The organism is Bradyrhizobium genosp. SA-3, from assembly GCF_004212635.1.
Classification (GTDB): domain Bacteria; phylum Pseudomonadota; class Alphaproteobacteria; order Rhizobiales; family Xanthobacteraceae; genus Bradyrhizobium.
On sequence record NZ_PSRT01000056.1, the window covers coordinates 13,095 to 39,340 of the forward strand.

25 protein-coding genes, 1 tRNA gene and 1 pseudogene are annotated in these 26,246 nt (G+C 60.5%); 12 read left to right on the forward strand and 15 right to left on the reverse strand.

The annotated features are described in order from the left end of the window. Nucleotides 1-33 precede the first annotated feature (33 nt). From CWO91_RS20585 to CWO91_RS20600, 4 genes are all read left to right on the forward strand, one after another. Complete coding sequence (locus tag CWO91_RS20585) at nucleotides 34-1,596, forward strand: 2-isopropylmalate synthase (RefSeq protein WP_130215750.1); 1,563 nt, start codon at nucleotides 34-36, stop codon at nucleotides 1,594-1,596. A gap of 303 nt (nucleotides 1,597-1,899) precedes the next feature. Then, nucleotides 1,900-2,901, forward strand: a complete 1,002-nt coding sequence (locus CWO91_RS20590) for a TRAP transporter substrate-binding protein (protein WP_091878846.1) — start codon at nucleotides 1,900-1,902, stop codon at nucleotides 2,899-2,901. Nucleotides 2,902-3,092: 191 nt separating this feature from the next. Then, nucleotides 3,093-3,689: a Spy/CpxP family protein refolding chaperone gene (locus CWO91_RS20595; RefSeq protein ID WP_130215752.1), complete on the forward strand. Its 597-nt coding sequence runs from the start codon at nucleotides 3,093-3,095 to the stop codon at nucleotides 3,687-3,689. Nucleotides 3,690-3,857: 168 nt separating this feature from the next. After that, nucleotides 3,858-3,933: transfer RNA gene (locus CWO91_RS20600), tRNA-Lys, on the forward strand. Nucleotides 3,934-4,099: 166 nt separating this feature from the next. On the opposite strand, the gene CWO91_RS20605 is transcribed toward CWO91_RS20600, so the two are convergent. From CWO91_RS20605 to CWO91_RS20640, 8 genes and pseudogenes are all read right to left on the reverse strand, one after another. Next, nucleotides 4,100-4,939, reverse strand: a complete 840-nt coding sequence (locus CWO91_RS20605) for an ABC transporter ATP-binding protein (RefSeq protein ID WP_130215754.1) — start codon at nucleotides 4,937-4,939, stop codon at nucleotides 4,100-4,102. Nucleotides 4,940-5,014: 75 nt separating this feature from the next. Beyond that, entirely contained in the window at nucleotides 5,015-6,340 is a 1,326-nt protein-coding gene (locus tag CWO91_RS20610) for an ABC transporter substrate-binding protein (RefSeq protein ID WP_245471320.1), read from the reverse strand. A gap of 101 nt (nucleotides 6,341-6,441) precedes the next feature. After that, a complete protein-coding gene (locus tag CWO91_RS20615; RefSeq protein WP_130215810.1) occupies nucleotides 6,442-7,569 on the reverse strand; it encodes a branched-chain amino acid ABC transporter permease in 1,128 nt (375 codons plus the stop codon). Between the two features lie 14 nt (nucleotides 7,570-7,583). Beyond that, entirely contained in the window at nucleotides 7,584-8,513 is a 930-nt protein-coding gene (locus CWO91_RS20620; protein WP_283810983.1) for a branched-chain amino acid ABC transporter permease, read from the reverse strand. 9 nt (nucleotides 8,514-8,522) lie between these two features. Beyond that, nucleotides 8,523-9,308 carry an ABC transporter ATP-binding protein gene (locus tag CWO91_RS20625; RefSeq protein WP_130215756.1) on the reverse strand — a complete coding sequence of 262 codons (786 nt, stop codon included), beginning with the start codon at nucleotides 9,306-9,308 and terminating at the stop codon, nucleotides 8,523-8,525. After that, nucleotides 9,305-11,274 (reverse strand): annotated as a pseudogene (locus CWO91_RS20630) (AMP-binding protein). The gene CWO91_RS20625 and the pseudogene CWO91_RS20630 overlap by 4 nt, the downstream one beginning before the upstream one ends. An 813-nt stretch (nucleotides 11,275-12,087) precedes the next feature. Continuing rightward, on the reverse strand, nucleotides 12,088-13,362 hold the full coding sequence (locus CWO91_RS20635; RefSeq protein WP_130215758.1) for a S41 family peptidase: 1,275 nt from the start codon (nucleotides 13,360-13,362) through the stop codon (nucleotides 12,088-12,090). 151 nt (nucleotides 13,363-13,513) lie between these two features. Then, complete coding sequence (locus tag CWO91_RS20640; protein ID WP_130215760.1) at nucleotides 13,514-13,741, reverse strand: hypothetical protein; 228 nt, start codon at nucleotides 13,739-13,741, stop codon at nucleotides 13,514-13,516. Between the two features lie 721 nt (nucleotides 13,742-14,462). Here CWO91_RS20640 and CWO91_RS20645 point away from each other — a divergent pair. Next, nucleotides 14,463-15,254, forward strand: coding sequence for a nucleotidyltransferase family protein (locus CWO91_RS20645; protein WP_130215762.1), 792 nt, complete (start codon nucleotides 14,463-14,465; stop codon nucleotides 15,252-15,254). Nucleotides 15,255-15,258: 4 nt separating this feature from the next. Next, complete coding sequence (locus CWO91_RS20650) at nucleotides 15,259-15,981, forward strand: metallophosphoesterase family protein (RefSeq protein WP_130215764.1); 723 nt, start codon at nucleotides 15,259-15,261, stop codon at nucleotides 15,979-15,981. An 85-nt stretch (nucleotides 15,982-16,066) separates the two neighbouring features. Here CWO91_RS20650 and CWO91_RS20655 read toward each other — a convergent pair whose 3' ends face one another. Together CWO91_RS20655 and CWO91_RS43100 are read right to left on the reverse strand one after the other, a co-directional pair. Beyond that, nucleotides 16,067-16,507: a CBS domain-containing protein gene (locus tag CWO91_RS20655; RefSeq protein WP_130215766.1), complete on the reverse strand. Its 441-nt coding sequence runs from the start codon at nucleotides 16,505-16,507 to the stop codon at nucleotides 16,067-16,069. Between the two features lie 89 nt (nucleotides 16,508-16,596). Further along, complete coding sequence (locus tag CWO91_RS43100) at nucleotides 16,597-16,743, reverse strand: hypothetical protein (RefSeq protein ID WP_165405584.1); 147 nt, start codon at nucleotides 16,741-16,743, stop codon at nucleotides 16,597-16,599. Between the two features lie 311 nt (nucleotides 16,744-17,054). On the opposite strand from CWO91_RS43100, the gene CWO91_RS20660 reads away from it, so the two are divergent. The 4 genes from CWO91_RS20660 to CWO91_RS20675 all read left to right on the forward strand — a co-directional run bounded on the left by CWO91_RS20660 (nucleotide 17,055) and on the right by CWO91_RS20675 (nucleotide 20,721). Continuing rightward, complete coding sequence (locus tag CWO91_RS20660; protein ID WP_165405585.1) at nucleotides 17,055-17,351, forward strand: hypothetical protein; 297 nt, start codon at nucleotides 17,055-17,057, stop codon at nucleotides 17,349-17,351. 391 nt (nucleotides 17,352-17,742) lie between these two features. After that, nucleotides 17,743-18,177: a CBS domain-containing protein gene (locus tag CWO91_RS20665; RefSeq protein ID WP_130215814.1), complete on the forward strand. Its 435-nt coding sequence runs from the start codon at nucleotides 17,743-17,745 to the stop codon at nucleotides 18,175-18,177. Nucleotides 18,178-18,494: 317 nt separating this feature from the next. After that, complete coding sequence (locus tag CWO91_RS20670) at nucleotides 18,495-19,886, forward strand: MmgE/PrpD family protein (protein ID WP_130215770.1); 1,392 nt, start codon at nucleotides 18,495-18,497, stop codon at nucleotides 19,884-19,886. Between the two features lie 13 nt (nucleotides 19,887-19,899). Beyond that, entirely contained in the window at nucleotides 19,900-20,721 is an 822-nt protein-coding gene (locus CWO91_RS20675) for a phosphosulfolactate synthase (protein WP_130215772.1), read from the forward strand. Between the two features lie 106 nt (nucleotides 20,722-20,827). On the opposite strand, the gene CWO91_RS20680 is transcribed toward CWO91_RS20675, so the two are convergent. Beyond that, nucleotides 20,828-21,400 carry a uracil-DNA glycosylase gene (locus CWO91_RS20680; protein ID WP_165405586.1) on the reverse strand — a complete coding sequence of 191 codons (573 nt, stop codon included), beginning with the start codon at nucleotides 21,398-21,400 and terminating at the stop codon, nucleotides 20,828-20,830. A 311-nt stretch (nucleotides 21,401-21,711) separates the two neighbouring features. On the opposite strand from CWO91_RS20680, the gene ligD reads away from it, so the two are divergent. Both ligD and CWO91_RS20695 read left to right on the forward strand, forming a co-directional pair. Further along, entirely contained in the window at nucleotides 21,712-22,650 is a 939-nt protein-coding gene (ligD, locus tag CWO91_RS20690; RefSeq protein WP_130215776.1) for a non-homologous end-joining DNA ligase, read from the forward strand. After that, entirely contained in the window at nucleotides 22,647-22,856 is a 210-nt protein-coding gene (locus CWO91_RS20695; protein ID WP_130215778.1) for a hypothetical protein, read from the forward strand. Before ligD ends, CWO91_RS20695 begins: the two co-directional genes overlap by 4 nt. Before the next feature lie 31 nt (nucleotides 22,857-22,887). Here the strand turns inward: CWO91_RS20695 and CWO91_RS20700 are convergent, their stop codons facing one another. The 4 genes from CWO91_RS20700 to CWO91_RS20715 form a co-directional block, all read right to left on the reverse strand. Beyond that, nucleotides 22,888-24,087, reverse strand: coding sequence for a site-2 protease family protein (locus CWO91_RS20700; RefSeq protein ID WP_130215780.1), 1,200 nt, complete (start codon nucleotides 24,085-24,087; stop codon nucleotides 22,888-22,890). A gap of 275 nt (nucleotides 24,088-24,362) precedes the next feature. Continuing rightward, nucleotides 24,363-24,731 (reverse strand): HIT family protein, encoded by a 369-nt coding sequence (locus CWO91_RS20705; RefSeq protein WP_130215782.1) that lies wholly within the window; start codon nucleotides 24,729-24,731, stop codon nucleotides 24,363-24,365. Further along, nucleotides 24,728-25,408 (reverse strand): phosphoribosyltransferase, encoded by a 681-nt coding sequence (locus CWO91_RS20710; protein ID WP_130215784.1) that lies wholly within the window; start codon nucleotides 25,406-25,408, stop codon nucleotides 24,728-24,730. Before CWO91_RS20710 ends, CWO91_RS20705 begins: the two co-directional genes overlap by 4 nt. After that, nucleotides 25,392-26,102, reverse strand: a complete 711-nt coding sequence (locus tag CWO91_RS20715) for a dienelactone hydrolase family protein (protein ID WP_130215786.1) — start codon at nucleotides 26,100-26,102, stop codon at nucleotides 25,392-25,394. Before CWO91_RS20715 ends, CWO91_RS20710 begins: the two co-directional genes overlap by 17 nt. Nucleotides 26,103-26,246 lie beyond the last annotated feature (144 nt).

Sequence of the window (26,246 nt, forward strand, 5' to 3'; positions counted from 1 at the left end):
TGAACGGCGCAAAAGCTCAAAAGGAAATTTGGAATGGCCACCGTGAACAAGTCCGACAAGGACCGCGTCATCATTTTCGACACCACGCTGCGCGACGGCGAGCAGTGCCCCGGCGCCACCATGACTTTCGAGGAGAAGCTCGAGGTCGCCGAGCTCCTGGACGATATGGGCGTCGACGTCATCGAGGCCGGCTTCCCGATCACCTCCGAAGGCGACTTCCAGGCGGTCAGCGAGATCGCCCGCCGCTCCAAGAATTCGGTGATCGCCGGCCTGTCCCGCGCGCATCCGGCCGACATCGACCGCTGCGCCGAGGCGGTGAAGTTCGCCAAGCGCGGCCGCGTTCATACCGTGATCGCGACCTCGCCGCTGCACATGCGGGTGAAGCTGAACAAGGCCCCGGAGCAGGTGATCGAGACCTCCGTCGCCATGGTCGCCCGCGCCCGCAACCAGATCGACGACGTCGAATGGTCGGCCGAGGACGGCACCCGCAGCGAGATGGACTTTCTGTGCCGCATCGTAGAGGCCGTGATCAAAGCCGGCGCCACCACGGTGAACATCCCCGATACCGTCGGCTACACGGTGCCGGAGGAATACACCCACTTCATGAAGACGCTGATCGAGCGCGTGCCGAACTCGGACAAGGCTGTGTTCTCCGTGCACTGCCACAACGATCTCGGCATGGCCGTGGCGAACTCGCTGGCCGGCATCGTCGGCGGCGCGCGCCAGGTCGAGTGCACCATCAACGGCATCGGCGAGCGCGCCGGCAACGCGGCGCTCGAAGAGATCGTGATGGCGATCAATGTGCGCAACGACAAATTCCCCTACTGGAACAAGATCGACACCACGCAGCTGACCCGCGCCTCGAAGCTGGTATCGGCGGCGACCTCGTTCCCGGTGCAGTACAACAAAGCCATCGTCGGCCGGAACGCGTTCGCGCATGAGAGCGGCATCCACCAGGACGGCGTGCTGAAGGACGCCTCCACCTACGAGATCATGCGGCCCGAGATGGTCGGCCTGAAGCAGTCCTCGCTGGTGCTGGGCAAGCATTCCGGCCGCCATGCCTTCGTGCACAAGCTGGAGGAGATGGGCTACAAGCTCGGCCCGAACCAGCTAGAAGATGCGTTCACGCGGATGAAGGCGCTGGCCGACCGCAAGAAGGACATCTACGACGAGGACATCGAGGCGCTGGTCGACGAGGAGATGGCGGCCTCGCACGACCGCATCAAGCTGACCTCGCTGACCGTGATCGCCGGCACCCATGGCCCGCAGCGCGCGACCATGAAGCTCGACGTCGACGGCCAGATCAAGATCGAGGAAGCCGAGGGCAACGGTCCAGTCGACGCGGTGTTCAATTGCATCAAGCGCCTGGTGCCGCACGAGGCCAAGCTCGAGCTGTACCAGGTTCACGCGGTGACCGAAGGCACCGACGCACAGGCCGAGGTCTCGGTGCGGCTGTCGCAGGACGGCCGTTCAATGACGGCGCGTGCGGCGGACCCGGATACGCTGGTGGCCTCCGCAAAGGCCTATCTCGGCGCGCTCAACAAGATCGTCATGAAGCGCCAGCGCGATACGGTGACGACGGCAGCGGCGAGCTGACGCCGCTGACTTCGCCTCTCCCGCTTGCGGGAGAGGCCGACGCGCTCGGCAGCGCAGTTGCGCGCCGGAGCGCGGCGGATGAGGGCTCTGTCCCCACGGGGAATGTCCCGTCGCGGAGACATCCTCTCCCCAACCCTTTCCCGCAAGCCGGAGAGGGGCGCAGCGGTGCTCGCGGCATTCACCATGAATACCTGCCCTGCTAACGGCCAATAGCCGCGCAGGCCGCCGGCCTGTATTGATGCTGTCGGCATGAGGATAGGCCGCTCGGCATGCCGGGCGGCCCAATAACACCAGGGAGAGATTATGCGCACCTTTGCGATCGCGGCCTCCGTCGCGGCGTTGGCCTTGGGCCTTGTCGGCCCCGCCAGCGCTGACCCGATCATCATCAAATTCAGCCACGTCGTCGCCACCGACACGCCGAAGGGCAAGGGGGCGGAGAAATTCAAGGAGCTCGCCGAGAAGTACACTGGCGGCAAGGTCAAGGTCGAAGTCTATCCGAACTCGACGCTCTACAAGGACAAGGAAGAGCTCGAGGCGCTCCAGCTCGGCAGCGTGCAGATGCTGGCGCCGTCCAACTCGAAATTCGGCCCGCTCGGCATTCGCGAGTTCGAGGTGTTCGATCTGCCCTATATCCTTCCCGACCTGAAGACGCTGCGGAAGGTGACGGAAGGCCCGCTCGGCGCAAAGCTGCTCAAGCTCCTGGATGCCAAGGGCATCACCGGACTTGCCTATTGGGACAACGGCTTCAAGCAGATGAGCGCCAACAAGAAGCTGATCTCGCCTGCCGACTATCAGGGTGTGAAATTCCGCATCCAGTCCTCGCGCGTGCTCCAGGCTCAGTTCAAGGCGCTCGGCTCGCTGCCGCAGGTGATGGCGTTCTCGGAAGTCTACCAGGCACTCCAGACCGGCGTCGTCGACGGACAGGAGAACACCTGGTCGAACATCTATACCCAGAAGATGCACGAGGTGCAGAAGTACATCACCGAGACCAATCACGGTTACATCGGCTACGTCGTGATCGTGAACAAGAAGTTCTGGGACGATTTGCCGGCAGACATCCGCGACCAGCTTTCGAAGGCGATGAAGGAGGCGACCGCCTTCAGCAACGCGCAGTCGCAGAAGGAGAACGACGACGCGCTCGCCGAGATCAAGAAGAGCGGCAAGAGCGAGATCATCAAGCTCACGGGCGAGCAGGACGAGGCGATGCGCAAGGCGATGGAGCCGGTCTACAAGGACGCCGCAAGCCGCGTCGGCCAGCCGCTGATCGACGAATTCCTGAAGGAAGCCAAGAGCACGACCAACTGATCTGGAAAGACGATGAAGGGGCTTCCGTGCGAGCTGCACGGAAGCCTTTTGTTGCGAATGATTTCTGATTGTGGCTGGCGGTAAAATCAGGCGTTGCGTCGTCGTAAGAACGCCGCTTCCTGTCCAAGTTGTAAGTTGCGCGTCAGCCGCACCGCGCTCATCCTCAGGGCATCCTTCCAGAGGAGGTCCGTATGAGGAAGTTCACCATCGCTGCCATCGCCGTGCTCAGCATCGCCGGCTCGGGCGCGGTCTATGCTCAATATCATCGCCCGTGGATGGAGCGCTTCCATCACATCCGCATGAACCCCGAGGACCGCGCCGCCTTCGTCGACGCGCGGATCGCCGCCGTCCATGCCGGCCTGAAGCTCAATGCCGATCAGGAGAAGCTATGGCCGCCGGTCGAGGCCGCCGTGCGCGATTTCGCCAAGCTGCGCATCGACCGCGCCAATGCGCGGATGAATGCCGGCCCGGGCGATACCGACAAGCCGGAGGATCCGATCGCTCGCCTGCGCCAGCGCGCCGAGGACATGGGCGCCAGTTCCGCCGCCCTGAAGAAGATCGCCGATGCCGCCGATCCGCTCTACAAGACGCTGGACGAGGGCCAGAAGCGGCGCCTCGCGGTGCTGACCCGCCACCGCGGCCCATTCGGCGGCGGCGAAGACGGCCCGCCCCGCCACTTCATGGAGCGCGGCATGGACCGCATGATGGAGCGCGGCATGGAGCACTTCCACCGTGACCGTTTCGACCGGGACGGCGGTCCGGACCGGGACCGCGAAGGCCGGCTCTGAGCCGGGCCGGATTGTCCCGGGATTAACCCTGGCGAAGCCGCTGGAATCCGGCGGCTTTTCGCTTTTTTGGACTTGTGGACGAAGCCTTGGAAAACTTGCATCCCATCGCTTGCCATACCCGGATCGCTTTGCTAAACGACCGGCCTCGCAAGGCCTTAACCGCCTTTCGGGCGCATAGCTCAGTTGGTAGAGCAGCTGACTCTTAATCAGCGGGTCCCAGGTTCGAGCCCTGGTGCGCCCACCAAGCCTTTCAATGGCTTGGGTACCCCTCGCGATAGCCATTCCGACAAGCGGTCAGCGGCTGCACTTGGTCCAGTCCGCATTCGGTAGCCGCGAAAATCCTTTCTTTGAGCCTGTTGGCGGACGCAGGGTTGCATACATTCCCGACGAGCGGAGCCGATCGCTCTGCGTCATCCGAGCCAGCGCTTGCGACGCTTGTAGTGCTTCACGTCGCGGAATGATTTTCGCCTATCACCGGCAACGCCAAGGTAGAATTCCTTGACGTCCTCATTTGCTGCGAGCGCCCGTGCCTCGCCGTCCATCACCACACGGCCATTTTCGAGGATATAGCCGTGGCTCGCGTATTTGAGCGCCATATTGGTGTTCTGCTCGGCGAGAAGAAAGGAAACACCTTCCTTGACGTTGAGATCCTTCACGATCTCGAAGATCTCCTCCACGATCTGCGGCGCAAGGCCCATCGAAGGTTCGTCGAGCAGGATCATCTTCGGGCACGACATCAGCGCGCGCCCGATCACACACATCTGCTGTTCACCGCCTGACGTATAACCGGCGGTGGAATCACGTCGCTCTCTGAGGCGGGGGAAATAGGCATAGACCCGCTCAAGGTCCTGCGTGATCGCCGACTTGCCGTCCCTGCGCGTGAAGGCGCCAGTCAGAAGATTCTCTTCTATCGTGAGGTGAGGGAAGGCACGTCGCCCCTCCATCACCTGGATGCAACCGCGCTGCACCAGATCGCTCGGCGACAGGGACTTCACCTCGACGCCGTCGAACAGAATCGCCCCCTTGGTGACTTCGCCGCGCTCTGCATGCAGCAGATTCGAGATCGCCTTCAGGGTCGTGGTCTTGCCGGCACCATTGGCACCGAGAAGCGCGACGATGGCGCCCCGCGGGACCTCCAGCGATACGCCTTTTAGCACGAGGATGACGTGATCGTAGACAACCTCGATATTGTTGACCGACAGAACCGGAGCTGCCGCTTCCGTCGCCGGAGCGACCTTGGGGGTTGACACGGCAGACCTCCAAACAGTTGCACCTTCGGGGATCCGGGAGCAGGCAAACCTGCCTCCCGGATCAGTCAGACTGGTTCAAGTTTCTTTCGCGCAGTCGCGCGGCTGGATCTTCTTCTCCGCGGCATACTTCGCGGACACATCGGCGACGAGCGGCTCGATGAGCGATTCGTCTGCCGTGTACCAGTCGGAGATTACTTTCCAGGCCTTGCCATCCCACTGCTGAACGCGCCCGTAGCGCGCACCCTCGTGATCGGAGCAGGAAATGCTGACCGGCTTCAACATCCCCTCAAATCCGAGTTCCTTGATGCGTGCATCGGTGAGGATGAGGTTCTCCAGCCCCCAACGGACCTGCTCGCCCGTCAGCGGTTTCTTGCCGAACTTTTCCTGCGCCTTCCGGATCGCCTCCACGCCGAGCATGGCGTTGACCATGCCACGGTTGTAGAGAACTTCGCCGACCTTGCCAGATTCCGTCGAACCTTTGCCTTTCGCGTAGACGTATTTCTCTATGTCAGCATGGACGGGAAATCTGCCAGCACCATGCTGAAGCATCAGTGATTTGTAACCTGTGGCCTGATCGCCTGCCGGCGTCACGTCGGGCTCTGCGCCCGACCACCAAACACCGATCATCTTCTCGCGCGGATACGCAACGGCCGCCGCTTCCTTGATTGCCGTGCTGTTCATGACGCCCCAGCCCCAGACCAGGACATAGTCCGGTCGATTCTGGCGGATCGCCAGCCACTGCGACTTCTGCTCGACACCGGGGTGCGTGACCGGGATCGAGGTGAACGCAAAGCCGTACTTCTGCGCCAGCACCTGCAGCATCGGAATCGGCTCCTTGCCATAGGGGCTGTCGTGATACAGCAGCGAAATCTTCCTGCCTTTCAGCTTATCGAAGCCACCGAGTTCCTTGGCGACATGCTGGATCGCGATATCCGCCGCCGACCAGTAAGTGCCGAGCAATGGGAAGTTGTAGGCGAACACCGCGCCGTTCTTGGAATCGGCACGGCCGTACCCCATCGTGATGATTGGGATTTTGTCGGTCGCGGTCTTCTCGGTGAGGGCAAAGGTGATCCCGGTCGATAGCGGGTTGATGAAGGCCGCGCCGGTCGGCCCCTTGCCCTTGAGGCGCTCGTAGCATTCAACGCCCTTGTCGGTCGCGTAACTGGTCTCGCATTCTTCGGTCAGAATCTTGACGCCGTTGATACCGCCGTCACGCTCATTGATCAGGTTGTAATAGTCCACAACGCCGTTTGCGTAGGGCGCTCCGTTCACAGCGTACGGTCCGGTCCGGTAGGACAGAATCGGGATGAACTGCTCGTTTTGCGCTGCGGCCGGTGCACCAAACGCCGCGCCCGACAACGCGGCCGCCAGTATCAGTACATTGCGTGGAATACTTGCCATGTTGATATTCTCCTCCTTTGAGCCCCTCTTTTTCCGTTCGGGGGATTGTTTCCTTCCTCCTTTGTCAACAGCCGCCATCCGCTCGAGGCGCGATCGCAACTTCAATAGGGAAACGGCCAAAGTCTGAGCTTCTCCTTGCCGATTGATATCAGCCGGGCGAACCCATGGGGTTCTTTGATCAGAAGATAGCAGATCAACGACCCAAAGATAATGAACTGCAGGTGAGTGATCGTTTCCGTCGACAGCGGCACGCCGAGCTGGGTTGGAAGGACGTTCAGCATGATCGGCACAATGAGGATAAACGCCGCCCCGACGAACGGGCCCATGATGGATCCCAGCCCACCAATTATCACCATGAACAAGAGCTCGAGCGAACGGTCGATCGAGAACGCGAGCGGCTCCCATGAGCCAAGGTAGACGAACGCCCAGAGTGCGCCCGCCACGCCGATGATAAATGAAGAGACCGCGAAGGCGGTGAGCTTTGCATAGAGTGGCCGGATGCCGATCAGCTCGGCAGCGATATCCATATCGCGAATTGCCATCCATTGTCGGCCAAGGTTGCCGCGGACGAGATTCTTCGCCAAGACCGCGATCACCGTGACGAAGATCAGGCAGAGCAGATAGCGTTCGATCGGCGTGCGAACGACCACACCGAAGAAATTCAGTTCCGGCGCATTGACCGACCCTGACGGGGCGTAGTTGGTGAACCACGGCACCCGCAGGAATACCCAGTCGAAGAAGAACTGCGCCGCGAGCGTTGCAACCGCAAGATAGAGGCCCTTGATCCGCAGACTGGGAATCCCGAACAGGATTCCGACACCCGCCGCCATGAACCCGCCAAGCAGAATGGATGCCAATACGGGCAAAGGCGGGATCGAAATCGCGAAGCCATGCGAGGTGAGCGGGACATGAACGCCTGTCGCCAGCTTGTAGGCGGAATAGGCGCCAATGGCCATGAACGCACCGCTGCCGAGCGAGATTTGGCCGCAATAGCCGACGAGAATGTTTGTGCCGATGGCAGCGAGTGCGAGGATCAGGAAGGGTAGCAGAATCGCCCACAGCAGATACTCGCTACCAAACGGCCAGATGTGGAAGCTGGCCAGCACCGGCACCCCAATGAAAGCGATGCCGAGCAAGATCGCGAGCGCAATGCGGTCCTGACGGATCGGGAAGATCGCCATATCCTCTGCGTAGGTTGTCTTGAATTGGCCGACCTCACGATAAAGCAAAGCTAGCTCCTGTCTCAGATACGCTCGATGATCCGCTCGCCGAACAGACCCTGCGGCCGCACAAGCAACACTGTTAACGCCAGCACATAGCCAAACCAATATTCGATACCGCCGCCGATAGATGGCCCGAGGTACACCTCTGCGAGCTTCTCACCCGCCCCGACAATGAGCCCGCCGGCGATGGCTCCCGGAATGGAGGTGAGGCCCCCGATGATCAGGACCGGCAGAGCCTTCAGCGCGAGAAAGGTGATGGAAAATTGCACACCAAGCTTGGTGCCCCACACGGTCGCCGCAACCAGCGCAACGAGACCGGCAACGAGCCAGACCACGAACCAGATCCAACTGATTGGAATCCCAACCGAGTGCGCGGCCAAATGGTCATCGGCCACAGCCCTGAGTGCGCGACCGGTCTTGGTACGCTGAAAGAAGATCGCGAGGCCGGCGACCAGGATGCCTGCGATCAATGCACCCCAGACGTCCAGCTTGTTGATCAGAATTCCACCCGGGAAGAGGCCCTCAAACACGAACCAGGCGTCCGTCGGGAATAGCCGCAACGGATAAACATCCGATCCGAAGATCATTTCCGCCGCGCCCTCGAGAACGAATGTCACGCCGATGGTGGACATGAACAGCGTGAGGGCGTCCTGGTTGATGAGGGGTCCGATCACGAACCGCTCGATCAGCCAAGCCGTTGTCGCCATGATCACGCCGGCAAAGCCGATGCCGAGAACGATCGCAACCCAAAGCGGGAAGCCGTTGGCCACGAGGAGATCGAGCGAGCGAACCAGCGCCAATCCCGCGAGCAATACCATTGCACCCTGGGCAAAATTAAAAACGCCGGATGCCTTGAAGATCAGCACGAAGCCGAGGGCGACCAGCGAATAGAGCACGCCGGACATCAATCCGCCGATCAGGACCTCGAGAAACTGACCCAATGCGATCACGAATCCTCCTCAGTGCGCAACGCCAAGATAGGCGTCGAGGACGGCCTGGTTTTTCTTCACCTCGTCTGGCGTACCGTCGGCGATCTTTACGCCATGATCGAGCACCGCCACGCGATGCGAGAGATCCATGACAACAGCCATGTCGTGCTCGATCAGCACGATGGTTGTGCCGTAATGGCTGTTCACATCGATAATGAACCGCGACATGTCCTCCTTCTCCTCGAGATTCATCCCTGCCATGGGCTCGTCGAGGAGTAGAAGGTCGGGCTCCATGGCGAGAGCGCGACCAAGCTCGACGCGCTTCTGCAAGCCGTATGGCAAGCGCCCGACAGGCACCTTGCGGATCGATTCGATCTCCAGGAAGTCGATAATCTCCTCGACCCGGTGCCGATGCTCGACTTCCTCTGCCAGAGCAGGGCCGTAACGCAGCATCTGCCATAGGAGGCCCCGGCGCACCTTCAACGTGCGACCTGCCATGATGTTGTCGAGCGCGCTCATTCCCTTGAACAGGGCGACGTTCTGGAAGGTGCGCGCGACGCCGCCGCGGGCGGCCTCGAAAGGCTGCATCCTGACCCGGGTGCGCCCCTTGAAGGTGATGGCGCCACGATCAGGGTGATAGAAACCGTTGATGACGTTGAGCATCGAGGTCTTGCCGGCGCCGTTGGGGCCGATGATGGCTCGAATTTCGCCTTTCCTCACGTTGAACGAAACGTCCCTCAGCGCCCTAACGCCGCCGAAGGCCAGTGCTACGCCCTCGACTTGAAGCAGGATCTCGTTCGTGTCCGGCGCTCTCATGCTGCCTTCCCCAAAGATTCCGCCGAACCAGTGGCCTGCATGTCGCGGATCTTGACACGAGCCGCGATAGTGCCCTTGCGGCCATCCTCAAAAGTGACTTCAGTGGCAATGTCGGCCTCATGCGAGCCGTCGTAGAGTGCGGTGACCAGTGGCGCATAGCGCTCGGCAATGAACCGGCGACGCACCTTCTGCGTGCGGGTCAATTCGCCGTCATCTGCGTCGAGTTCCTTGTGCAAAATGAGAAAGCGACGAATTTGAGCGCCCGCCAGCACCCTTTCCTTGACGAGAGAGTGGTTCACCGCGGCAACGTCTTTCGCTACCATCTCATAGACCAGCGGATGCCCGGCAAGCTCCTGATAGGAGCCATAGGCGATATTGTTGCGCTCCGCCCAGTTCGCGACAGCGACCGGGTCGATGTTGATCATGGCGCAAACAAACTCTCTTGAGTCGCCGAAAGTGATCGCTTCCTTGATATTGGGAAAAACTTCAGTTTGTTCTCAAGGTACTTCGGCGCAACCATCGTGCCGTCAGCCAGCCAGCCGACGTCCTTCGCCCGATCGATGATCTTTAGATGTCCGGTCTTCTCGTCGAAAAAGCCCGCATCGCCGGTCTTGACGTAACCGTCGAATGTCATGGTTTCCGCGGTCTTTGCTTGATCCTTGAAATATCCGACGAACATGCCGGGCGAGCGAAATTGCACTTCGCCCGATTGCGCAATGCGGATGTCGACGTTCGGGGCCGCCGGACCAACCGTATCGGGGTAGATCTCGCCATCAGGCTGGCACGTCACGTACAGGAAGGCTTCGGTCTGGCCGTAGAGCTGCTTCAGATTTAGTCCGATCGAGCGGTAGAACGCGAACAAGTCCGGACCGATGGCTTCGCCTGCAGTGTACGCGACACGCACCCGGGACAGGCCGAGAACATTCTTGAGAGGTTCGTAGACCAGCAAGCGCCCGAGCGCATAGAGCAACCGGCCCCGCAGCGGCACCTGTTTTCCGGTCAACACCTGCTCGCCATACCGGCGCGCCACGTCGAGAAAGTAGTTGAACATTCGACGCTTGACGGGCGCAGCGTCCTCCATGCGGATCATCAGGCGCGTCAGCATGGCCTCGAAACCACGCGGCGGCGCGAAATAGAAGGTCGGTCCGATCTCGCGCCGATCCTGCTCGATCGTTTCACTACTCTCGGGACAGGCCATGCAGAAGCCAGCGACAAGGCCTTGCACATAGTTGAGGTAATGATCGCCCACCCAGGCCAGCGGCAGATATGCGAACACCACGTCGTGGTCGGTCAGTCCGTCGAACCTGGTGGTGTCCGACGCGGCGTCAATGCAGCCTCGCGTCGACAGCACGACGCCCTTCGACGCGCCGGTCGTTCCCGAGGTGTAGAGGATGACCGCGATGTCAGAACCATCACCCTGCCGGACGAATTCATCGATCTGTCCACCGAGCGCCGGACCCGCCGTAAGCGCTGCGCGACCGTCCTCGATGACATCGTGGATTGCGATCAGCCGGCTGTGAGCGTAGCCATCAAGGCCGCGCGACTCGTCATAGAGAATCTTTTGAAGATGCGGCACTCGCTCGGATACGGACAAGACCTTGTCGACCTGCTCCTGATCCTGTGCTGCAACAAAGCTCGCCTCGGCGTGCGCGAGAACAAAAGCAAGCTCTTCAGCCACTGCGTCCGAGTAAACCGGAACCGGAATCGCTCGCAGCGCCTGCGCTGCTATCATGGTCCAATAGAGCTTCGGTCGATTGGAACCTACTACCGCGATCTTGTCTCCTGGCTGCAGTCCAAGTCGATGCAAGCCCGCGGCGTAAGCCCGAACGATCGCAGCAACCTGGGCCCACGTCCACGTCTGCCAAATGCCAAGATCCTTGTGTCGAAACGCCGGACGCGTGCCGAACTGCGTCGCATTTCGCAGAAGCAACTTGGGGAACGTATCGAACGATCCGCCATCGGCCATGTCGCTCTTGATCCCAAAAACCGACGCGTTGGTTCGCGCCTGCTTATGGTGACGCCGCGCCCTTTATGGGAAGCAGCCATGCGAACGCCGCACGTTCCAACATTACAACGGTTCGAAAGTCCTACAAGTCCCGGTTTGCCGGGCCGAGATTGTTGTGGCCGTCCGCGCGGTGGGTCATTGAGGGGGCCGCCTGCCAATAGCCGATTGCGGTATTGACGGCTAAACTCGAGCGTCCAGATTTATGTTGCGTTGCGATATTGAAGCTGCGCTCCAATCCGACAAGGGAAAATCCTATTGCGAGTTCAACGCAGGTTTGACGACCTTCTTGTCGGAAGGGACATTGATCTTCCAAGTAAATCGCACGCCTCTTAATCAGCGGGTCCCAGGTTCGAGCCCTGGTGCGCCCACCAAGCAAAAAGTCATTGTTTCCAACACCTTCGCGAGATGGTGGCCGAGACAAAACGGCTCTCGTACGACGGTTTTTGTGGTGGACGTCGCACGGGCAGATTGCTGTGTGACTTTTCCTTGCTGTATCTTCACCCCATTCGATACAGCGCGCAGATCCGATGGTACCGGTCGATGATGTGCTCGTCGTAGAATGGGTTATTAGGGCGAGCAAAACGGACAATCTGTTCTGCCCGTCGCCGTAGGCTACCGCTTGCTGCAGCACCAGAGCCGGATGTTAGGGTCGGGGTTCGACACGCTCCCCCGCCATTACGGCCCACGAATGCTCGAGCAAGAAACACAACATTTCACTGGTGGCGTCCGGTCCTCGCGGTCAGTGTAAGAGCCAGCAGGGCTGCCTTCCGAGGATCAGGCTCCGGATAGGACGGCGATTGCACGATTGAGTTGAGGATCACTACGATCCACGGAGGCCGAGTCAGCTTCGACCTCGATCGTGGGTGCGACGCCAACGCCTTCCAGCCGCTCGCCGTCCACCTGCACGTCCGCGACCGCGAGCAACAGCAAGCCCCCGCCAATGAGGAATGCCGTCGCAGCGAGCACAGCTCCCTCGGTCCGGCTACCGATGACCTCGCCGAGCCGATATTTCTTGAAGCCGTAGGCAAGGATCTCCTTGCCGCTGCGGGTGCCACTGTTGATCAGCATGGCGACAGGCTTGCGCCACTTCACGTTATCGAGCTGGCTGGCGCCATTGCGATCAGTGACCTGCATCGTCGGCGCTCGCGTGTTAAACAAATCAAGATATTCGGGAATCGCGCCGCCCCAGCCATCTCGCAGGTCCCAGATCAGGGCATCGGCGTCGTTCAGCGGACTCTGCGATAGAAGATGCTCGAGTGTCCGCTGATACACGGAGCCAGCGTAGCACCAGACATGAACATAGCCGATCCTTCGGCCGTTGGCCGGTATCATACGAGCACTGGCCTTCAAGCCGTCCAAGAACATTTTGTTGGGCTCAATTTCGGCCGGGGTAACCGATATTTGCATAAACGCGCCGGCACGACGCAGGCCCAGCACGACTTCCTTGCCAACCTTGCCACGAAACGACTGTACCGGCTGAAACGGCGCACCATCGGCGAACACGATCACATCGCCAGCGAGCAGGCCGGCTTGTTGCGCCGGCGTGCCTTCTATAACACCGGTCATCATGCTGCGACCCTGCATGTCGAGACGCGAGAGGACGCCTATGCCAGGATAGGAGATACGGCCACTCGGAAACGCGCGTTCCAGTCCGCGGCGCCTTAGCGCGCCGGCAAAGATATCGGAAAGCTGGTAGTACTCTGGTTCGTATGGTGTGTAGTAGCGGGTGTGCGAAGCATGCAGCTCGGAGAGCATGCTATTAATGACGCTGGCCAGCGCCTGTTCGGAACTCGCCTGTACGGCGTCAGGCAAGTAACGTTCCCGGACCGCCGACCAATCGAGCCCGTGTAGGTGCGGATCGTAGAACCGATCTCGCACGGTCCGCCATACCTCCTCGAACGCGGTGGAGGTGGCCGGGGATGTGGCCGAATCCGCTGCTTCTCGCTGCTCGGCCCACAAAACCGTTGGAGCCAGGGCTGATGCCGCAGCCATTGACGTTAGCCGCAAAAAGTGGCGGCGCGACGGTGCTGAATTGATTGCCCTCTTCATCGTGCAACCTGCGGCGATTGAGCTCGTCGCTGCGCATCAGCTTGCCCGTTGGACATGTGGCCGATCATGCGGCCTCCTCGGTTTTTCTTTGGCGGGTTGCGCCAAGAAGGAATAGCTTTCGATCTGAGCAGCGTCGGCCAAACCAAGCAGCCTATTCAGAGGAAAGTCCAAGTTCTTTGATGGCGATCTTGGATATCTCGGTCGGATCGCGAACACGAGTCGCGCCGATCTCAATCACCTTTCTCGCGAGCATTTCGGCAAGTGGATCGCCACGGTCGACCAAGCTCAGTGATCGCAGCGCGTGATTGAACGCGCGTGTCAAAATCTCAATTTCGTCCGGCTCCAGCTTGCTGTCTCGCAGCAGGCGCCTTATTGGCATCGCTTAATACCCATTGCCCGTGCGGAATTGTAGCACAGGAACTTTGGCTCGTGGCCGGAAATTACGTTCCGTAGACGCCGGCCAACCAGGCTTCGGGGTGTTGATTAGGCAGCGAAAGACGCGCTCTTCGCAGTTTCCCGGCCATATCCTTCGCGATGTAAGTTGGCGCTTTGCGGCCCCAGTCGGTTGGCCCCGAGCTGGGGCCATTGCATCTGGCCCTTACGACCACTTTCGACGCCCTCCAAGGTGGTGCCTGTGGGGCGGTGAGAAAATGAGAATTGATGACCATCCCGGTCAATGCACCTTGAGGTAGAGGACAGTTTCGTCTTCCTCTACCTAGCCCGGTTGCGCGCAAGGAACACATCCAAGTCGCAATGCGTTTCCACGTCAGGGGTGGAGATCCATCATGAGTAACGAATGGAGTAGCCACCGTACCGTCATCGTACTTTTCGCGATTTTGATAATCGCAACAGTCGCGGCATTCGTGGCGACGCTTGCACAGGTCGACACAAGGACGGCCAACAACGAGACCCCGCCCGGTACGACGGGCCTAGCTAAGCCACACGCGCCACTCGACCGCGCACCAGGCCAGCCGGTGGTAGGCAACGAGTAGCCACCTTCTACAGAAGGTGGCCCGGGGCGTGCGGAACTTTGCATGATCTATTCGATTGTCAAACAGGCACCATCATGGCCGAAGCCGATAAGCTTCGATTGAACTTTCATGGCGAAGGAAATCAGACCGGTCACTGGATCTATAGAGACGATCGATGCAGCCGCTGAGCCGACCGTGCCATCGGCCCGCGCCGAGCTATTTTACACCCAGGCCTTGCGCGAGCTCGCGAAGCTAGATCTTCCGTTTCTATTGGCCGGCACATATGCGCTAAGCGCCTATACCGGCGTGGCGCGCGCGACCAAAGATCTCGATATCGTGTGCAAGCCGACTGATTATCCCCGTGTTCTCCACCACTTCCGGAACCTCGGATACACCGTCGAAATCGAGGACGAACGCTGGCTCGGCAAAGTCTTCCAGGACGAGGACTTTTTCGATGTGATCTTCGCGTTCTGGCATGGAATGGCTCCCGTGACCGACCAATGGTTCGAATCCGCACCGCGCATCGAGGTGTTCGGCACGCCGATGCGCATCATTGCCCCGACGGAGTTGATCTGGTCCAAGGCCTTCGTCCAGCTGCGGCACCGTTACGACGGCGCGGATATCGTGCATCTCATTCTCAAGCAGCACGATCAGATCGACTGGCGGCGCCTGCTTGCCCACATGGAGTTGTATTGGGAGGTGCTTCTGGCGCATCTACTCAACTTCCGCTGGGCCTATCCGAGCGAGCGCGATTGCGTGCCGCGTTGGCTGATGGACGAACTGGTCGCCCGCCTGAAGACACAGTTAGAGCTTCCTCCTCCGCGCGTGAAGATATGTCGGGGGCGCCTGTTTTCGCAGGTCGATTATGAGCAGGCCATTGAGGAATGGGGTTTTGTCGACGCAGACGAGGATAGTGAGTAGCGCGATGTCCGAGGAACCCGGCAACCTCACTTTCGCTGCCATTGGCGATCTCCACGTGAAGGAGGATCGCACGTTGTCCTTCCGGGAGCTCTTTGCCGAGCTTTCGACCAAGGCCCAGGTGCTCGTCCTTTGCGGCGACCTCACTGACCTCGGCAAGCCGTCGGAAGCGGAACTTCTGGCGGAGGATTTGCGCGCCTGCTCCATTCCCGTTGTCGGCGTGCTCGGAAATCACGACTACGAGTCCGGGCAGACCGAAGATGTAAAGCGCATCTTGAAGGGTGCCGGGATGCACCTGCTCAACGGGCAGTCGTACGAAATCGACGGCGTCGCCTTCGTCGGGGTGAAGGGCTTCATCGGTGGGTTTGGCCGCCGCATGCTTGCTTCATTCGGCGAGGCCGTCGTCAAAAGCCTGGTCGCCGAAGCCGTCAATGAAGCGACGCGCCTCGAAAATGCCATGCGCGCCGTGGCCAGCAAGCAGGCTGTCGTTGTTCTTCACTATGCGCCGATTCTCGATACGGTCGCGGGCGAGCCACTGGAGATTCTTCCGTTCCTCGGCTCGTCACGTCTTGGCGAAACGATCGATCGATTTAAGGTGAGTGCGGTGGTGCACGGCCATGCCCACCAGGGCCGCTATGAAGGCCGCACGCCCGCGGGCGCGCGGGTTTACAACGTTGCCCGATCGATCGAGAAGCCCACCGGTCGACCCTATGCCCTGATTGAGGTCTGAGCTGCAGATTCAATTGGTGGACCCAGCAGGACCATGTCGTGCCACTTGCTTGACTGGCCGACACTTGGCGGCGTTTGGCGTTGCCTCAACCGGTGACCGCGCCAGCATGCTGTCCGCCCGGCTGCGAAATTCCGCACAATGCCGCTGCGGCGCCACCGCCGGCCCTGGAAACCGCGATATCGCCGAGTGCGATGATTCCGATCAGCCGCTTGTCTCGATTGAGAACGGGCAGCCGCCGCACCTGAATGTCGGCCATGTTGCGGGTGACGTCATCGATGCCCTGGTCCTCGAAGCAGTATTTGACGTCTGCGGTCATGACGTCGCGGACCAGCGCGTCCGGTCCCCGACCCATCGCTACGCCACGCGTCGCGATATCGCGGTCGGAGATCATCCCGACCAGAGTGTCATTTTCAGCTACCGGCAATAGTCCGACATTGAGCGCCGCCATCGCCTCGGCGGCTTCCCTGATACTGTCTTGCGGTGTGCAGAGCTGCACATCGGTAGTCACCGCGTCGCAAACTCTCATCGGAAATCTCCGTTGGCTGATAGGCCGCCAACAAAAGTCGAGAGCCGACGTTCCTTCCTCCTGATCTGAGTTCCGTTACCGTTCGCCTCTTACCTCATGACGAGATAGATCACGATGATGATAGCGGCGGCTGCGACTAGCGCCGTAAACAGCATGCCGTAGGGACGAACTCGTCTGCCCTCCGTCGTCTCGGCAACGTTGGGCGCCGGCGGTTCGGCGGGGCCTTCGCGGACCATGATTACCTATCCTGCGAATCGCGTGAACGTGCGTATGACGTCAGGGCGGGTTCTTCGTTCCTAATTCAGGATGCGGAACCTGCCGCAGAAGCCTGACCCGACGCAGGCTCCATCATGCTCGCACCAACGAGATTGGAACTGACGAGCTCACGGCACGTTCCATCCGCAGCTAGGGCAGTTACGGCGGTCTGTCTCGATCGACCGCAAACATCGTCGTCCAACGCAAGCGCGGCACCAGAAGAAATGTCTTTTCACTACTGGGCATGAACATCCGAGCGCACGCTTCGTCGGCAGAAGCGGCAGAAATCCGAATGACCAAGTTTCCCATGACGTCCGCCGGGCATGCCGCACTTCAAGGCGAACTGAGCCGCCGCATCCGCATCGAGCGATCTGACCTTGTCCGGCGCATTCGGCAGGCCATCGCCGACGAGCCAAATCTGGTCGAGAATTCGGAATATCAGGTTGCGCTCGCCGAGCAAAGCGTCAACGAGGCCCGAATTGCCGACTTGGAGAGTAAGCTCGCGCGCGCCGAAGTCGTCCACTCCAGGCGGCACCAAGGCCTATCGGGTCCACAGGTGGGGTGGTCTGGAGATGACCAAGAAGGGTGAGAACAACGCGAAGCTGCGGCTGAGATCCAATGTGTGCCGGTGCCGCCCATCAACAATTGCTCGAGTCGACGGACCCGGAGGGGGGCACTGGTCGGGTCGCGCGGAACATGGCCTTCAAACGGTTCCGCCAGTCGCTACGTTCAGTTCCTGATGGGAGGAAGCCATGACCAGATTTCGAGCGAAGTTGGAAGCGCAGACGAGACAGATCATCGGCCAGATGATTGGGGACCAACAGCTCGTGCAGGAAGGGCTCGCGCAGGAGCGGGAAGCCGCACGCGAACCTTCTGCCTTGCTGGCAGGGCAGCGGAATCGGCCGCAGGATGGCCCATCCGTCGGTGAGGAACATCAGGCATCGCTGGCTGTTGGAGGCAAATCAGAGCGGAGGATTTCCATGAAAGTGTCTGATGTCATGACCTCGGACGTTCAGCTTTGCACACCAGAAGACACGGTTGGAGAGGCAGCCGAAGCAATGGCGCTGCTTGACGTTGGGCTCTTGCCGGTTGCGGAAGGTGATTACCTCGTAGGCATGATCACGGACCGGGATCTCGCAATCCGCGTGCTTGGAAAAGGCCGCGGACCGGACACCCAGATCAAGGCCGTCATGACCCCCGACGTCAAGTATTGCTTCGAGGACCAGGACCTGGATTCGGTTTGCTGGAACATGGGCGATATTCAAGTCAGGCGGCTGCCGGTGCTCAATCGGCAAAAGCGACTGGTGGGTATCCTTTCCTTGGGTGATATCGCGCGAAGCCACGAACGCGACGCAACCGCAGCCTCATTGCAGCAAATTTCGCGACCCGGCGGCCAGCACACGCAAGTTGCCTAGACGGCTAACACGGCGAATCGCACCCGCGCGGCCCGCCGATAAGCGCGGACATCCTCTGCGCTGAGCGCGCTCAGTAGCCGCGCCTGTTCCCGTTGCAACCGTCTTGGCGCCGTTACGTTGACCCTGCATCGCAGGCAGGCGGCTGAAGGAGCGCGCTTCGCTGCCGATGATGGTGTGGCGAACATCCATCCGCGACGAACCAGTCTGCACGCAGCGACTGACCAGCATCCGGAATGCCTGCCAGCAGGGGGAGCGGCTTGCCGCGGGCATCGCGACGAGCGGACCTGGCGGCATATCGAGATGAGGAGCCTGCGGCCATGACCGAGGTCCAGGAGCTCGCAAGGTTTGTGGAACGTGCCCGGATGGAAGACTTGAGCGAGCGGGCGCTGGAGCAGCTGAAAATTCGCGTGCTGGATACGATCGGCGTAGCCATAGCGGCGCTGAATGCGCCGCCTGTGGCGGTGATCCGCGTCCTCGTTGCCGAACTTGGTGGTCGTCCATTCTCCACGCTCATCGGCGGTGGCCGCACCGCGCCGGACCGCGCCGCGTTCTACAATGGCGCTCTCAGCCGGTACCTTGATTTCATGGACAGCTATATCGCTGCCGGTGAGACGTGCCATCCATCCGACAATCTTGGCGCAGTCCTGGCGACAGCCGAGATGCGGGAGGCGAGCGGGGCCGATCTGCTCACCGCGCTCGCTGTCGCCTACCAGGTCCACACCCGATTAAGCGATGTCGCTCCGGTCCGCGACATGGGTTTTGATCATACCACACAAGGAGCGTACGCGGCCGCTGCGGGTGCCGCCAAGGCGCTTGCTTTGCCGTCCGCACAGATCGCACATGCGATTGCCATCAGTGGCACTGCCAACAATGCGCTGCGTGTCACCCGTACGGGCGCGCTGTCTCACTGGAAGGGACTCGCCTTTCCAAATACGGCGATGTCGGCGACACACGCTGCGCTGCTCGCGAGCCGCGGAATCACCGGGCCCGAAGCTGTGTTCGAGGGCAACAAGGGATTCAAGGAGGTGATCAGCGGCCCCTTCCAGATTGACTGGCGACAAGAGGATCTGGAAGGCGTGCGCCGAACCATTGTGAAGCGGCACAATGCCGAGATCCACGCCCAATCTGCGCTCGACGCAGCGCTCGAGATTCGTGCTCGCCCGGGATTCGAGGCGGCCGCCGTCTCGGCAATACGGCTCAAGACGTTTGCGGTAGCCCATCGGATCATTGGCGGCGGGGAGGAGGGTGACAAGCGAATCGTGCGAACCAAGGAGGAGGCCGATCACAGCCTGCCCTACATGCTGGCGGTCGCGTTGATCGACGGTGAGGTGCAGCCCGAGCAATACGCACCCGAACGAATTTCGGCCGAAGACGCCCAGATGTTGCTGCGAAAGGTCACGGTCACGCCCGATCCCAGCCTGTCGGCGAAGTTTCCGCAGCGGCTCCCTGCCGCTCTCGAAATCGAACAGAAGGACGGAACTGTGTTTCGTGCCCAGCGCGACGACTATCACGGCTTTCATACCAGGCCATTCGATTGGGCCGCATCGCGCCGCAAGTTCGATCGCGTCACGTCAGCCTTCACGAGCTTTTCCGAACGCGACGCGCTCGCCGAGGTGATCGCAACGTTGGAGGAGCGCCCGGTGGCCGCCCTCACGTCAATGCTCGGCGACATCTCAATCCCGCCGAGGGAGGTGCGAAAGAATTTCTGAGGAGGACGAAGCCATGGCAGAAACCACGTTTTCCTTCATTCCCCGGGCGGCGCGTTCGGCCAAGCCGCGTCGGATCGGAATCACTGAAATCCGAGGCCCGTATTACGGCGCCTATGGTCCCCGCCATCTTGCCGATATCCTGGAAACGGTCGGCGCCTGGGTTGACGGCCTCAAATATGCTGGCGGCTCGTTTGCGCTGATGCCGGCCGACGCGGTCAGGTCAATCAACAAGCTGGCGCACGATCATGATGTCTACGTCTCGACCGGCGGCTGGATCGAGAATGTAGTGCGCTTCGGCGTGGACGCGGTCGATCGCTACATTGAGGAGGCCAAGGCGCTTGGCTTTGATGTGATCGAGATTTCGACAGGCTTCATCAGCTTGCCGACCGATAGCCTGTTGCACCTGGTGCAGAAGGTGAAAAAGGCGGGGCTGAAGGCGAAGCCCGAACTCGGCATTCAGTTCGGCGCTGGTGGTAGCACGTCGACCGAGGAGCTCGCAGCGGAAGGCACCAAGGATGTCGGCTGGCTCATCGCGCAAGCTGAGCGGGCGCTCGACGCCGGAGCCGGCATCATCATGATCGAAAGCGAAGGGATCACGGAAAACGTCAACACTTGGCGCACCGATGTGGTCGCCCGCATCATCAATCAGCTCGGGCTCGAAAAGGTCATGTTCGAAGGCGCCGACCCGCAGGTCTTCGAATGGTATGTCAAGAACTACGGAAACGAGGTCAATCTGTTCGTTGACCACAGTCAGATCGTGCAACTCGAGGCACTGCGCTCGGGCATTTGGGGCACCAAGAGCACCTGGGGTCGAATTCAGAACCTGTCCGGTTGACGGTGCGGACCGGGTGGCGGATCGCACATGAGGAGAAGATGAGGTATGAGGTCACGTCGCGGTCGATCGAGGCCGAAATCGCCGGTGGTACGCCTCATCGATGTCTTCAAGCACGATTTGGATCCAAATGACTCGCCGATACTTGCCAAGCCCGGCGTAGATCGGCGACCGTCTGACGCCAAGCGTCGCCGTTCCGTCCGCCGAAGCGGCGGACGTAGGCTGGGTGGAAAGTGATGTGGAGCGGGTAGCCTTCAAATTGAAGCTTTGCCTTGCGCGTCACGCGGATCGATTGCGACTCGCCGAACAGGCGAGCCGCTGTGCTGCCAAGAGCAACGATCACGCCTGGCCTGGAACGCCGAATGTCGTTCAACACTGCTGCGCCATAGCGATCGACTTCCACCATTGTTGGGCTGCGATTACGTGGCTTCCGATCTTTGGAATAGACGAGGGGCCGGAAAGGAATAGCGTTTGCCAAACGCAGCTGTTGGGGATCGATCCCAGCTTCATCCAGCATCGCGCGCAACGCCCTGCCGGCCGGACCGACAAAAGGCCTGCCCTGCGCAGCTTCCTCTGCGCCGGGTGCCTCGCCAACCACGTATAGCCGCGGTCGTCGGAACAGGCCCTCAGGCGCGACACGACGGTGATCGAGATGTGTGTTGGCGACGCGTGCCTTGGCCATCGGTTCCGGCGCCAAGCCTGGCAATGCAACTGCTCTGACTCTATCAACTGCCGTCGCGCCACTGATTTCCAAGAGCGCCAAGACCGGCCGCCGATTCGCCTTGGAACCGACGGTCATTGACGCGAGTTTCGACTCGCAGGGCTCGTTGAAAAATGGGACGGCGGCACTTACGAAGCCGAGGGCGCGGCCAGCGCAGCAGAGAGCGAGCGAACCATGCGAGCAGGCTTGCGGCGAGGACGCATGAGCTTCGTTCTCAAGGGAAGCAAGCTTCGCGGGGCATATTCGCTCGTGCGCCTGAAGAGCCCGAAGCAATGGCTGCTGATCAAGACGCATGCGAAAAAAGCGACCTCAGGCCAATGCTGGCGACCCTCATCGACGCGCCATTCGATGACAAGGAGTGGATATTCGAGACGAAATGGGACGGCTTCCGGCTTGTCGCAAAAACCGGAGGCAGAAATGGCTCCCTCTACTCGCGCAATGGCAATGACGTGACCAGGCGTTATGCCCCAGTCGCCGAAGCGCTCGATATCATCAAGCGTAATGCCGTGATTGACGGCGAGCTAGTGGCGCTCGACGCGGAGGGCCGATCCCGATTCCAGCTGCTGCAGAATGCGCTGAAAGGCGAGGCACGTCTCCGCTATTATGTGTTCGATCTGCTCTTCCTCGATGGCCGCGATCTGCGTCGCAAGCCGTTGCTTGAGCGCAAGGACCGTTTGCACGCCATCCTTACACGGCACCCACTCGTCCACTACAGCGGACACAGAAAGCGGCATGGCAAGGCGGCGTTCAACAAAGCACGACGAGCGGGGGAGGAGGGCATTATCGCGAAGCGTGCCGCAAGTCTCTACCACTCGGGCAGGCGCACGAAAGATTGGCTCAAGATCAAGGCCGACCAGGAACAGGAAGCCATTGTGGTCGGCTTCACCGAGCCGCGCGGGAGCCGCCAGCACTTTGGCTCGCTGGTGCTTGGCGTGTACGACAAGGGCAAGCTTGTCTATGTTGGTCACAGCGGTGGGGGATTCTCCCGAGAGATGCTCGCGACGCTGCACGCGCGCATGATGAAGTTGAGGACAGACAAGAAGCCGTTTACGGACGTTCCGCACGAGGACCGGACCACGTGGATCAAGCCGCGGCTCGTGTGCCAGGTCAAGTTCACTGAATGGACCCGCGAGGGGGAGATGCGACATCCGGTGTTTCTCGGCATGCGCAGCGACAAGCCCGCGCGGCAAGTCAGACGGGAGCGCGCATGACCGTGAAGCTTACCCACCTCGACAAGACATTCTGGCCGAAGGAGCGATACACCAAGGGTGACGTGATTGCCTATTATGACAGGATCGCGCCTTACCTGTTTCCCTATCTCAAGAACCGGGCCGAAGTCCTCAACCGCTTCCCCAACGGGATCAAGGGCAATTGCGGACAACGCGTTCCCTGTTACCATCCGCTAAACGCAATCTGAGGGCGAATTTGCTTGGACACTGGCTCGCGCGTCAGCGGGCGGGATGCACGTAGTGGGCAGATCCCGCATCACGGGTCTTGACACCGCTCCATGGCAGATCCTGCATGTTTCGGTCGAGCTCCTGCTTGAGCGAGAGGTATTGAAGCATATCGGACAAGGCCAGGACGCCGAGAAGCCGTCCCTGTTCAACCACGAGCAGGCGACTGTGCAGACCGCCCTGCATCCTTGCAAGCGCCTCCAGTGCATCCAGATGCGGAGGGACAATGATCTCCGGCGAGCATGGGCGCATGACATCAGCGACGCGGCGCTGGGCGGAGTCGGAGGGACCAAGATCGCGAACATCCTTCGCCATGATGCAGCCGATGAGTTCGCCGTCGCGCAACACGGGAAAAGCCTTGAAGTAGTACTTGTAAAAGTAATCCTCGACCAATTCCGCAATGGAAATATCCGGGGCGACGCCGATCGGATTGCGTTGCATGAGCGTGGAAACGGGAAGCCCGCCGAAGGTGTGGCGAAGCGCCAGCTCGTGCCGTGCCGCGCCGGCGGCGCCGTGCAGGAACAAGCCAATAAAGAACAGCCAGACGCCACTGATTGTGCTGCCGGTGATGAATTCCAGGATGCCGTACAGGATCATGGCAATGCCGAAGAACTCGCCACTGCCGGCGGCAATGCGCGTGGCCCGTCCAAAATCGTTCATCCAGCCCCAAAGACCAGCGCGCAGCACCCGTCCGCCGTCGAGCGGGAAGGCGGGAACGAGATTGAACAGTGCCAAGATCCAATTGAGGCCGCCAAGGTAGTCGAGCACCCCGAATGCGGCGGGCGAAACGGTCTTCTCGCTTGCGGCAGCGACCAGGAGCAGGATGGTGCCAAGCACCATGCTGGCGATCGGCCCGCCGATCGCCATAAGGAATTCTGCCTTGGCGCTGCTCGGCTCCTTGTTCAGTTCGGCGACCCCGCCGAAGATGAACAGCGTAATGCCGGCAATCGGCATGTCGTAACGCCGCGCAATCAGCGCATGGCTCAGCTCATGCAGGATGATCGAGATGAACAGGCCGATCGTGCCTGCGAATCCCATCCACCAGTATGTGGCGGCGGACAAATTCGGAACTGTGCGAGGGAACTCGCCGAGCGCCAGCGTCCAGATCAACAGCGCTGCCAGGATGAGCCACGAGATGTCGATCCATATCGTGAACCCGGCGAGCGTGAGGATTTTGATCCGGTGCAGGAACATCGCTGCCTCGCAGTGGCGTTCATGGGAAACATCGTGTCGAGGACCCTTGTTCCTAAGGCCACCTCATTCCTAAGGCCACCTCAGCGTGATGTTGCCGGTCTGCGATCGTGTGCACCGAAAACGCCTGTTGGCATACGTTCCAATCCTTGATGGCTTTGTGAGGATACAAGTAGTCCGTCGACAGTCTCACTGAGGCCGACGACAGGCGTTCGGAGTCATGGGGGATCAGGCAGCTGGATGACAAATTTTGACGAACGTGTGGCCAGAACTCCGGATCATTGCGGCTCAAGTGCGTCGCGAATTGCTTTCGCATTCCGCTCAAAATCTCTCGGATCGCCTTTCGCCCTGCCTGGAGCGGGATATAGCCAAATGTGCGCATGCGGCACCTCTTCGCCGATGATGCGGGAATGTATTTCCTCGCAGAAAGCTTTTTGCATTGCGCGCGCAACCGTCCGTACGACTTCGAAATACGCGCCAACGTTCGGTACGTCCCAGACCCAGCGCTGGTGTTTCTTTGGGATGACGAGAGTGTGCCCGGGGGATTGCGGGCGAATGTCGAGAAAGGCGAGATGTTCCTCGTCCTCATACACTTTCGCTGACGGAATCTCGCCGCTGACGATTTTGCAGAAAGGACAGTCGATCATTGCTGGGCTCTTTCCCGCGACTGGCGCAGATCGGACGAAATCGGAAATCGTCGTAACATGTCGAGCACTTCGCCGTCGGAGACCTGCCCGAAATCCCGATAATAGTAGCCGATGGCGGCGAACGCGGTATGTTCCTCAAGACATACGAAATCATCACATTCTGCGCGCATTTGCGGGACAATCTCGGTCGGTGCAACGGGAACCGCGAGGACGAGCCGGCTTGGATTTCGTTTTCGCGTCGCCTGCAAGGCGGCCCGCGTGGTGGCGCCGGTCGCAATGCCATCGTCGATAACGATTGCCGTCCGACCGGAAATCTCAAGACGTTGACGATCTCCCAAATAGCGCTGACGCCGCCTCTCTATCTCGGCAATCTCCTTGCGGCACTCGGCTTGGAAATCGGCTTCGCTGATGCCTGCGAGCCGAATGACATCATCATTGCGCACCACGATCGGTGCGCCACCATCTACGACGGCACCCATTGCCAACTCGTTTTGGAACGGGACGCCGACCTTGCGAACGATGATGAGATCGAGCGGCGCGTGCAGCGCGGCTGCGACCTCAGCTGCCACGGGCACGCCACCCCGAGGAAGCGCCAGAATGGCCGGGTGCTGGTTCCCGTACGTGGCGAGGGGCGCCGCCAACTTTCGACCCGCTTCGATTCTATCTCTGAACGGCATGTCGCTGTCCTGCCTTCGAACCTGCTCCTGGAGCCATAGGAGTGAGGTAACGGGCGAACCATCGTGCTGCGTGATCTGTCACTTGTTCGATGGCTCCCGGTTCCGAAAAGAGATGGCTGGCTCCCGGAACGATCTCGATTGCCTTGGGTTCTCGAAGCCGCGCAAATGCAACTTGATTGAGTTCGATCACCCCGAAGTCATTGCCGCCGATCACGAAGAGGGTTGGAGCATTGACTTGATCGATTGCATCGCCGGCGAGATCGGGACGGCCGCCGCGCGAGACGATAGCGCCGATTCGGTTGCGGAGCCGGGCTGCTGCCATGAGCGCTGCTGCTGCTCCCGTGCTCGAGCCGAACAGACCCACCGCAAACCGAGCCATGGTCCGGTCCTGATCCAGCCAGCGCACCGCATCAAGCAAACGGTCGGCCAGCAGCTCAATGTTGAATACATTCGCGCGGTTCGCTTCTTCGTCGAAGGTCAAGAGGTCCAACAGGAGGGTCGCTAGCGCATGATGATTGAGAGCGGCGGCAACTGCCGTATTGCGCGGGCTGAAGCGACTAGATCCGCTTCCATGGGCAAAGACGACGACCGCACGGCTGCCTTCGGGAATGTGTAATATACCGGCAAGCCCCCTAGGTGGAATGGAAACGTCCCGGACCTCACCGCTCTGTCCCGGTCGAGCACGAGCAACCATTTTCGCTCTCACTTCTTATTTCCTTTGCTACCAACGGGCGCTGCCAGCTTTGGTTTCGCAGCTCCGGAAGGTCTTCGCGTCGGCTTCGACAAGCCGCCCGGCGAGGGGCGGGAACCGCTCCTGTGGTATCGCTCGCCCAGATTG

What these genes read in the sequence shown, in the direction of transcription:
- CWO91_RS20660 (WP_165405585.1), top strand. Translation starts at nt 17,055, where the DNA reads ATGACCAAGTTTCCCATGACGTCCGCCGGGCATGCCGCACTTCAAGGC.
- ligD (WP_130215776.1), top strand. Translation starts at nt 21,712, where the DNA reads ATGGCTGCTGATCAAGACGCATGCGAAAAAAGCGACCTCAGGCCAATG.
- CWO91_RS20610 (WP_245471320.1), bottom strand. Translation starts at nt 6,340, where the DNA reads ATGGCAAGTATTCCACGCAATGTACTGATACTGGCGGCCGCGTTGTCG.
- CWO91_RS20585 (WP_130215750.1), top strand. Translation starts at nt 34, where the DNA reads ATGGCCACCGTGAACAAGTCCGACAAGGACCGCGTCATCATTTTCGAC.
- CWO91_RS20700 (WP_130215780.1), bottom strand. Translation starts at nt 24,087, where the DNA reads ATGTTCCTGCACCGGATCAAAATCCTCACGCTCGCCGGGTTCACGATA.
- CWO91_RS20655 (WP_130215766.1), bottom strand. Translation starts at nt 16,507, where the DNA reads ATGAGAGTTTGCGACGCGGTGACTACCGATGTGCAGCTCTGCACACCG.
- CWO91_RS20710 (WP_130215784.1), bottom strand. Translation starts at nt 25,408, where the DNA reads ATGCCGTTCAGAGATAGAATCGAAGCGGGTCGAAAGTTGGCGGCGCCC.
- CWO91_RS20695 (WP_130215778.1), top strand. Translation starts at nt 22,647, where the DNA reads ATGACCGTGAAGCTTACCCACCTCGACAAGACATTCTGGCCGAAGGAG.
- CWO91_RS20625 (WP_130215756.1), bottom strand. Translation starts at nt 9,308, where the DNA reads ATGAGAGCGCCGGACACGAACGAGATCCTGCTTCAAGTCGAGGGCGTA.
- CWO91_RS20590 (WP_091878846.1), top strand. Translation starts at nt 1,900, where the DNA reads ATGCGCACCTTTGCGATCGCGGCCTCCGTCGCGGCGTTGGCCTTGGGC.
- CWO91_RS20635 (WP_130215758.1), bottom strand. Translation starts at nt 13,362, where the DNA reads ATGAAGAGGGCAATCAATTCAGCACCGTCGCGCCGCCACTTTTTGCGG.
- CWO91_RS20715 (WP_130215786.1), bottom strand. Translation starts at nt 26,102, where the DNA reads ATGGTTGCTCGTGCTCGACCGGGACAGAGCGGTGAGGTCCGGGACGTT.
- CWO91_RS20675 (WP_130215772.1), top strand. Translation starts at nt 19,900, where the DNA reads ATGGCAGAAACCACGTTTTCCTTCATTCCCCGGGCGGCGCGTTCGGCC.
- CWO91_RS20670 (WP_130215770.1), top strand. Translation starts at nt 18,495, where the DNA reads ATGACCGAGGTCCAGGAGCTCGCAAGGTTTGTGGAACGTGCCCGGATG.
- CWO91_RS43100 (WP_165405584.1), bottom strand. Translation starts at nt 16,743, where the DNA reads ATGGTCCGCGAAGGCCCCGCCGAACCGCCGGCGCCCAACGTTGCCGAG.
- CWO91_RS20640 (WP_130215760.1), bottom strand. Translation starts at nt 13,741, where the DNA reads ATGCCAATAAGGCGCCTGCTGCGAGACAGCAAGCTGGAGCCGGACGAA.
- CWO91_RS20665 (WP_130215814.1), top strand. Translation starts at nt 17,743, where the DNA reads ATGAAAGTGTCTGATGTCATGACCTCGGACGTTCAGCTTTGCACACCA.
- CWO91_RS20645 (WP_130215762.1), top strand. Translation starts at nt 14,463, where the DNA reads ATGGCGAAGGAAATCAGACCGGTCACTGGATCTATAGAGACGATCGAT.
- CWO91_RS20650 (WP_130215764.1), top strand. Translation starts at nt 15,259, where the DNA reads ATGTCCGAGGAACCCGGCAACCTCACTTTCGCTGCCATTGGCGATCTC.
- CWO91_RS20705 (WP_130215782.1), bottom strand. Translation starts at nt 24,731, where the DNA reads ATGATCGACTGTCCTTTCTGCAAAATCGTCAGCGGCGAGATTCCGTCA.
- CWO91_RS20595 (WP_130215752.1), top strand. Translation starts at nt 3,093, where the DNA reads ATGAGGAAGTTCACCATCGCTGCCATCGCCGTGCTCAGCATCGCCGGC.
- CWO91_RS20680 (WP_165405586.1), bottom strand. Translation starts at nt 21,400, where the DNA reads ATGGCCAAGGCACGCGTCGCCAACACACATCTCGATCACCGTCGTGTC.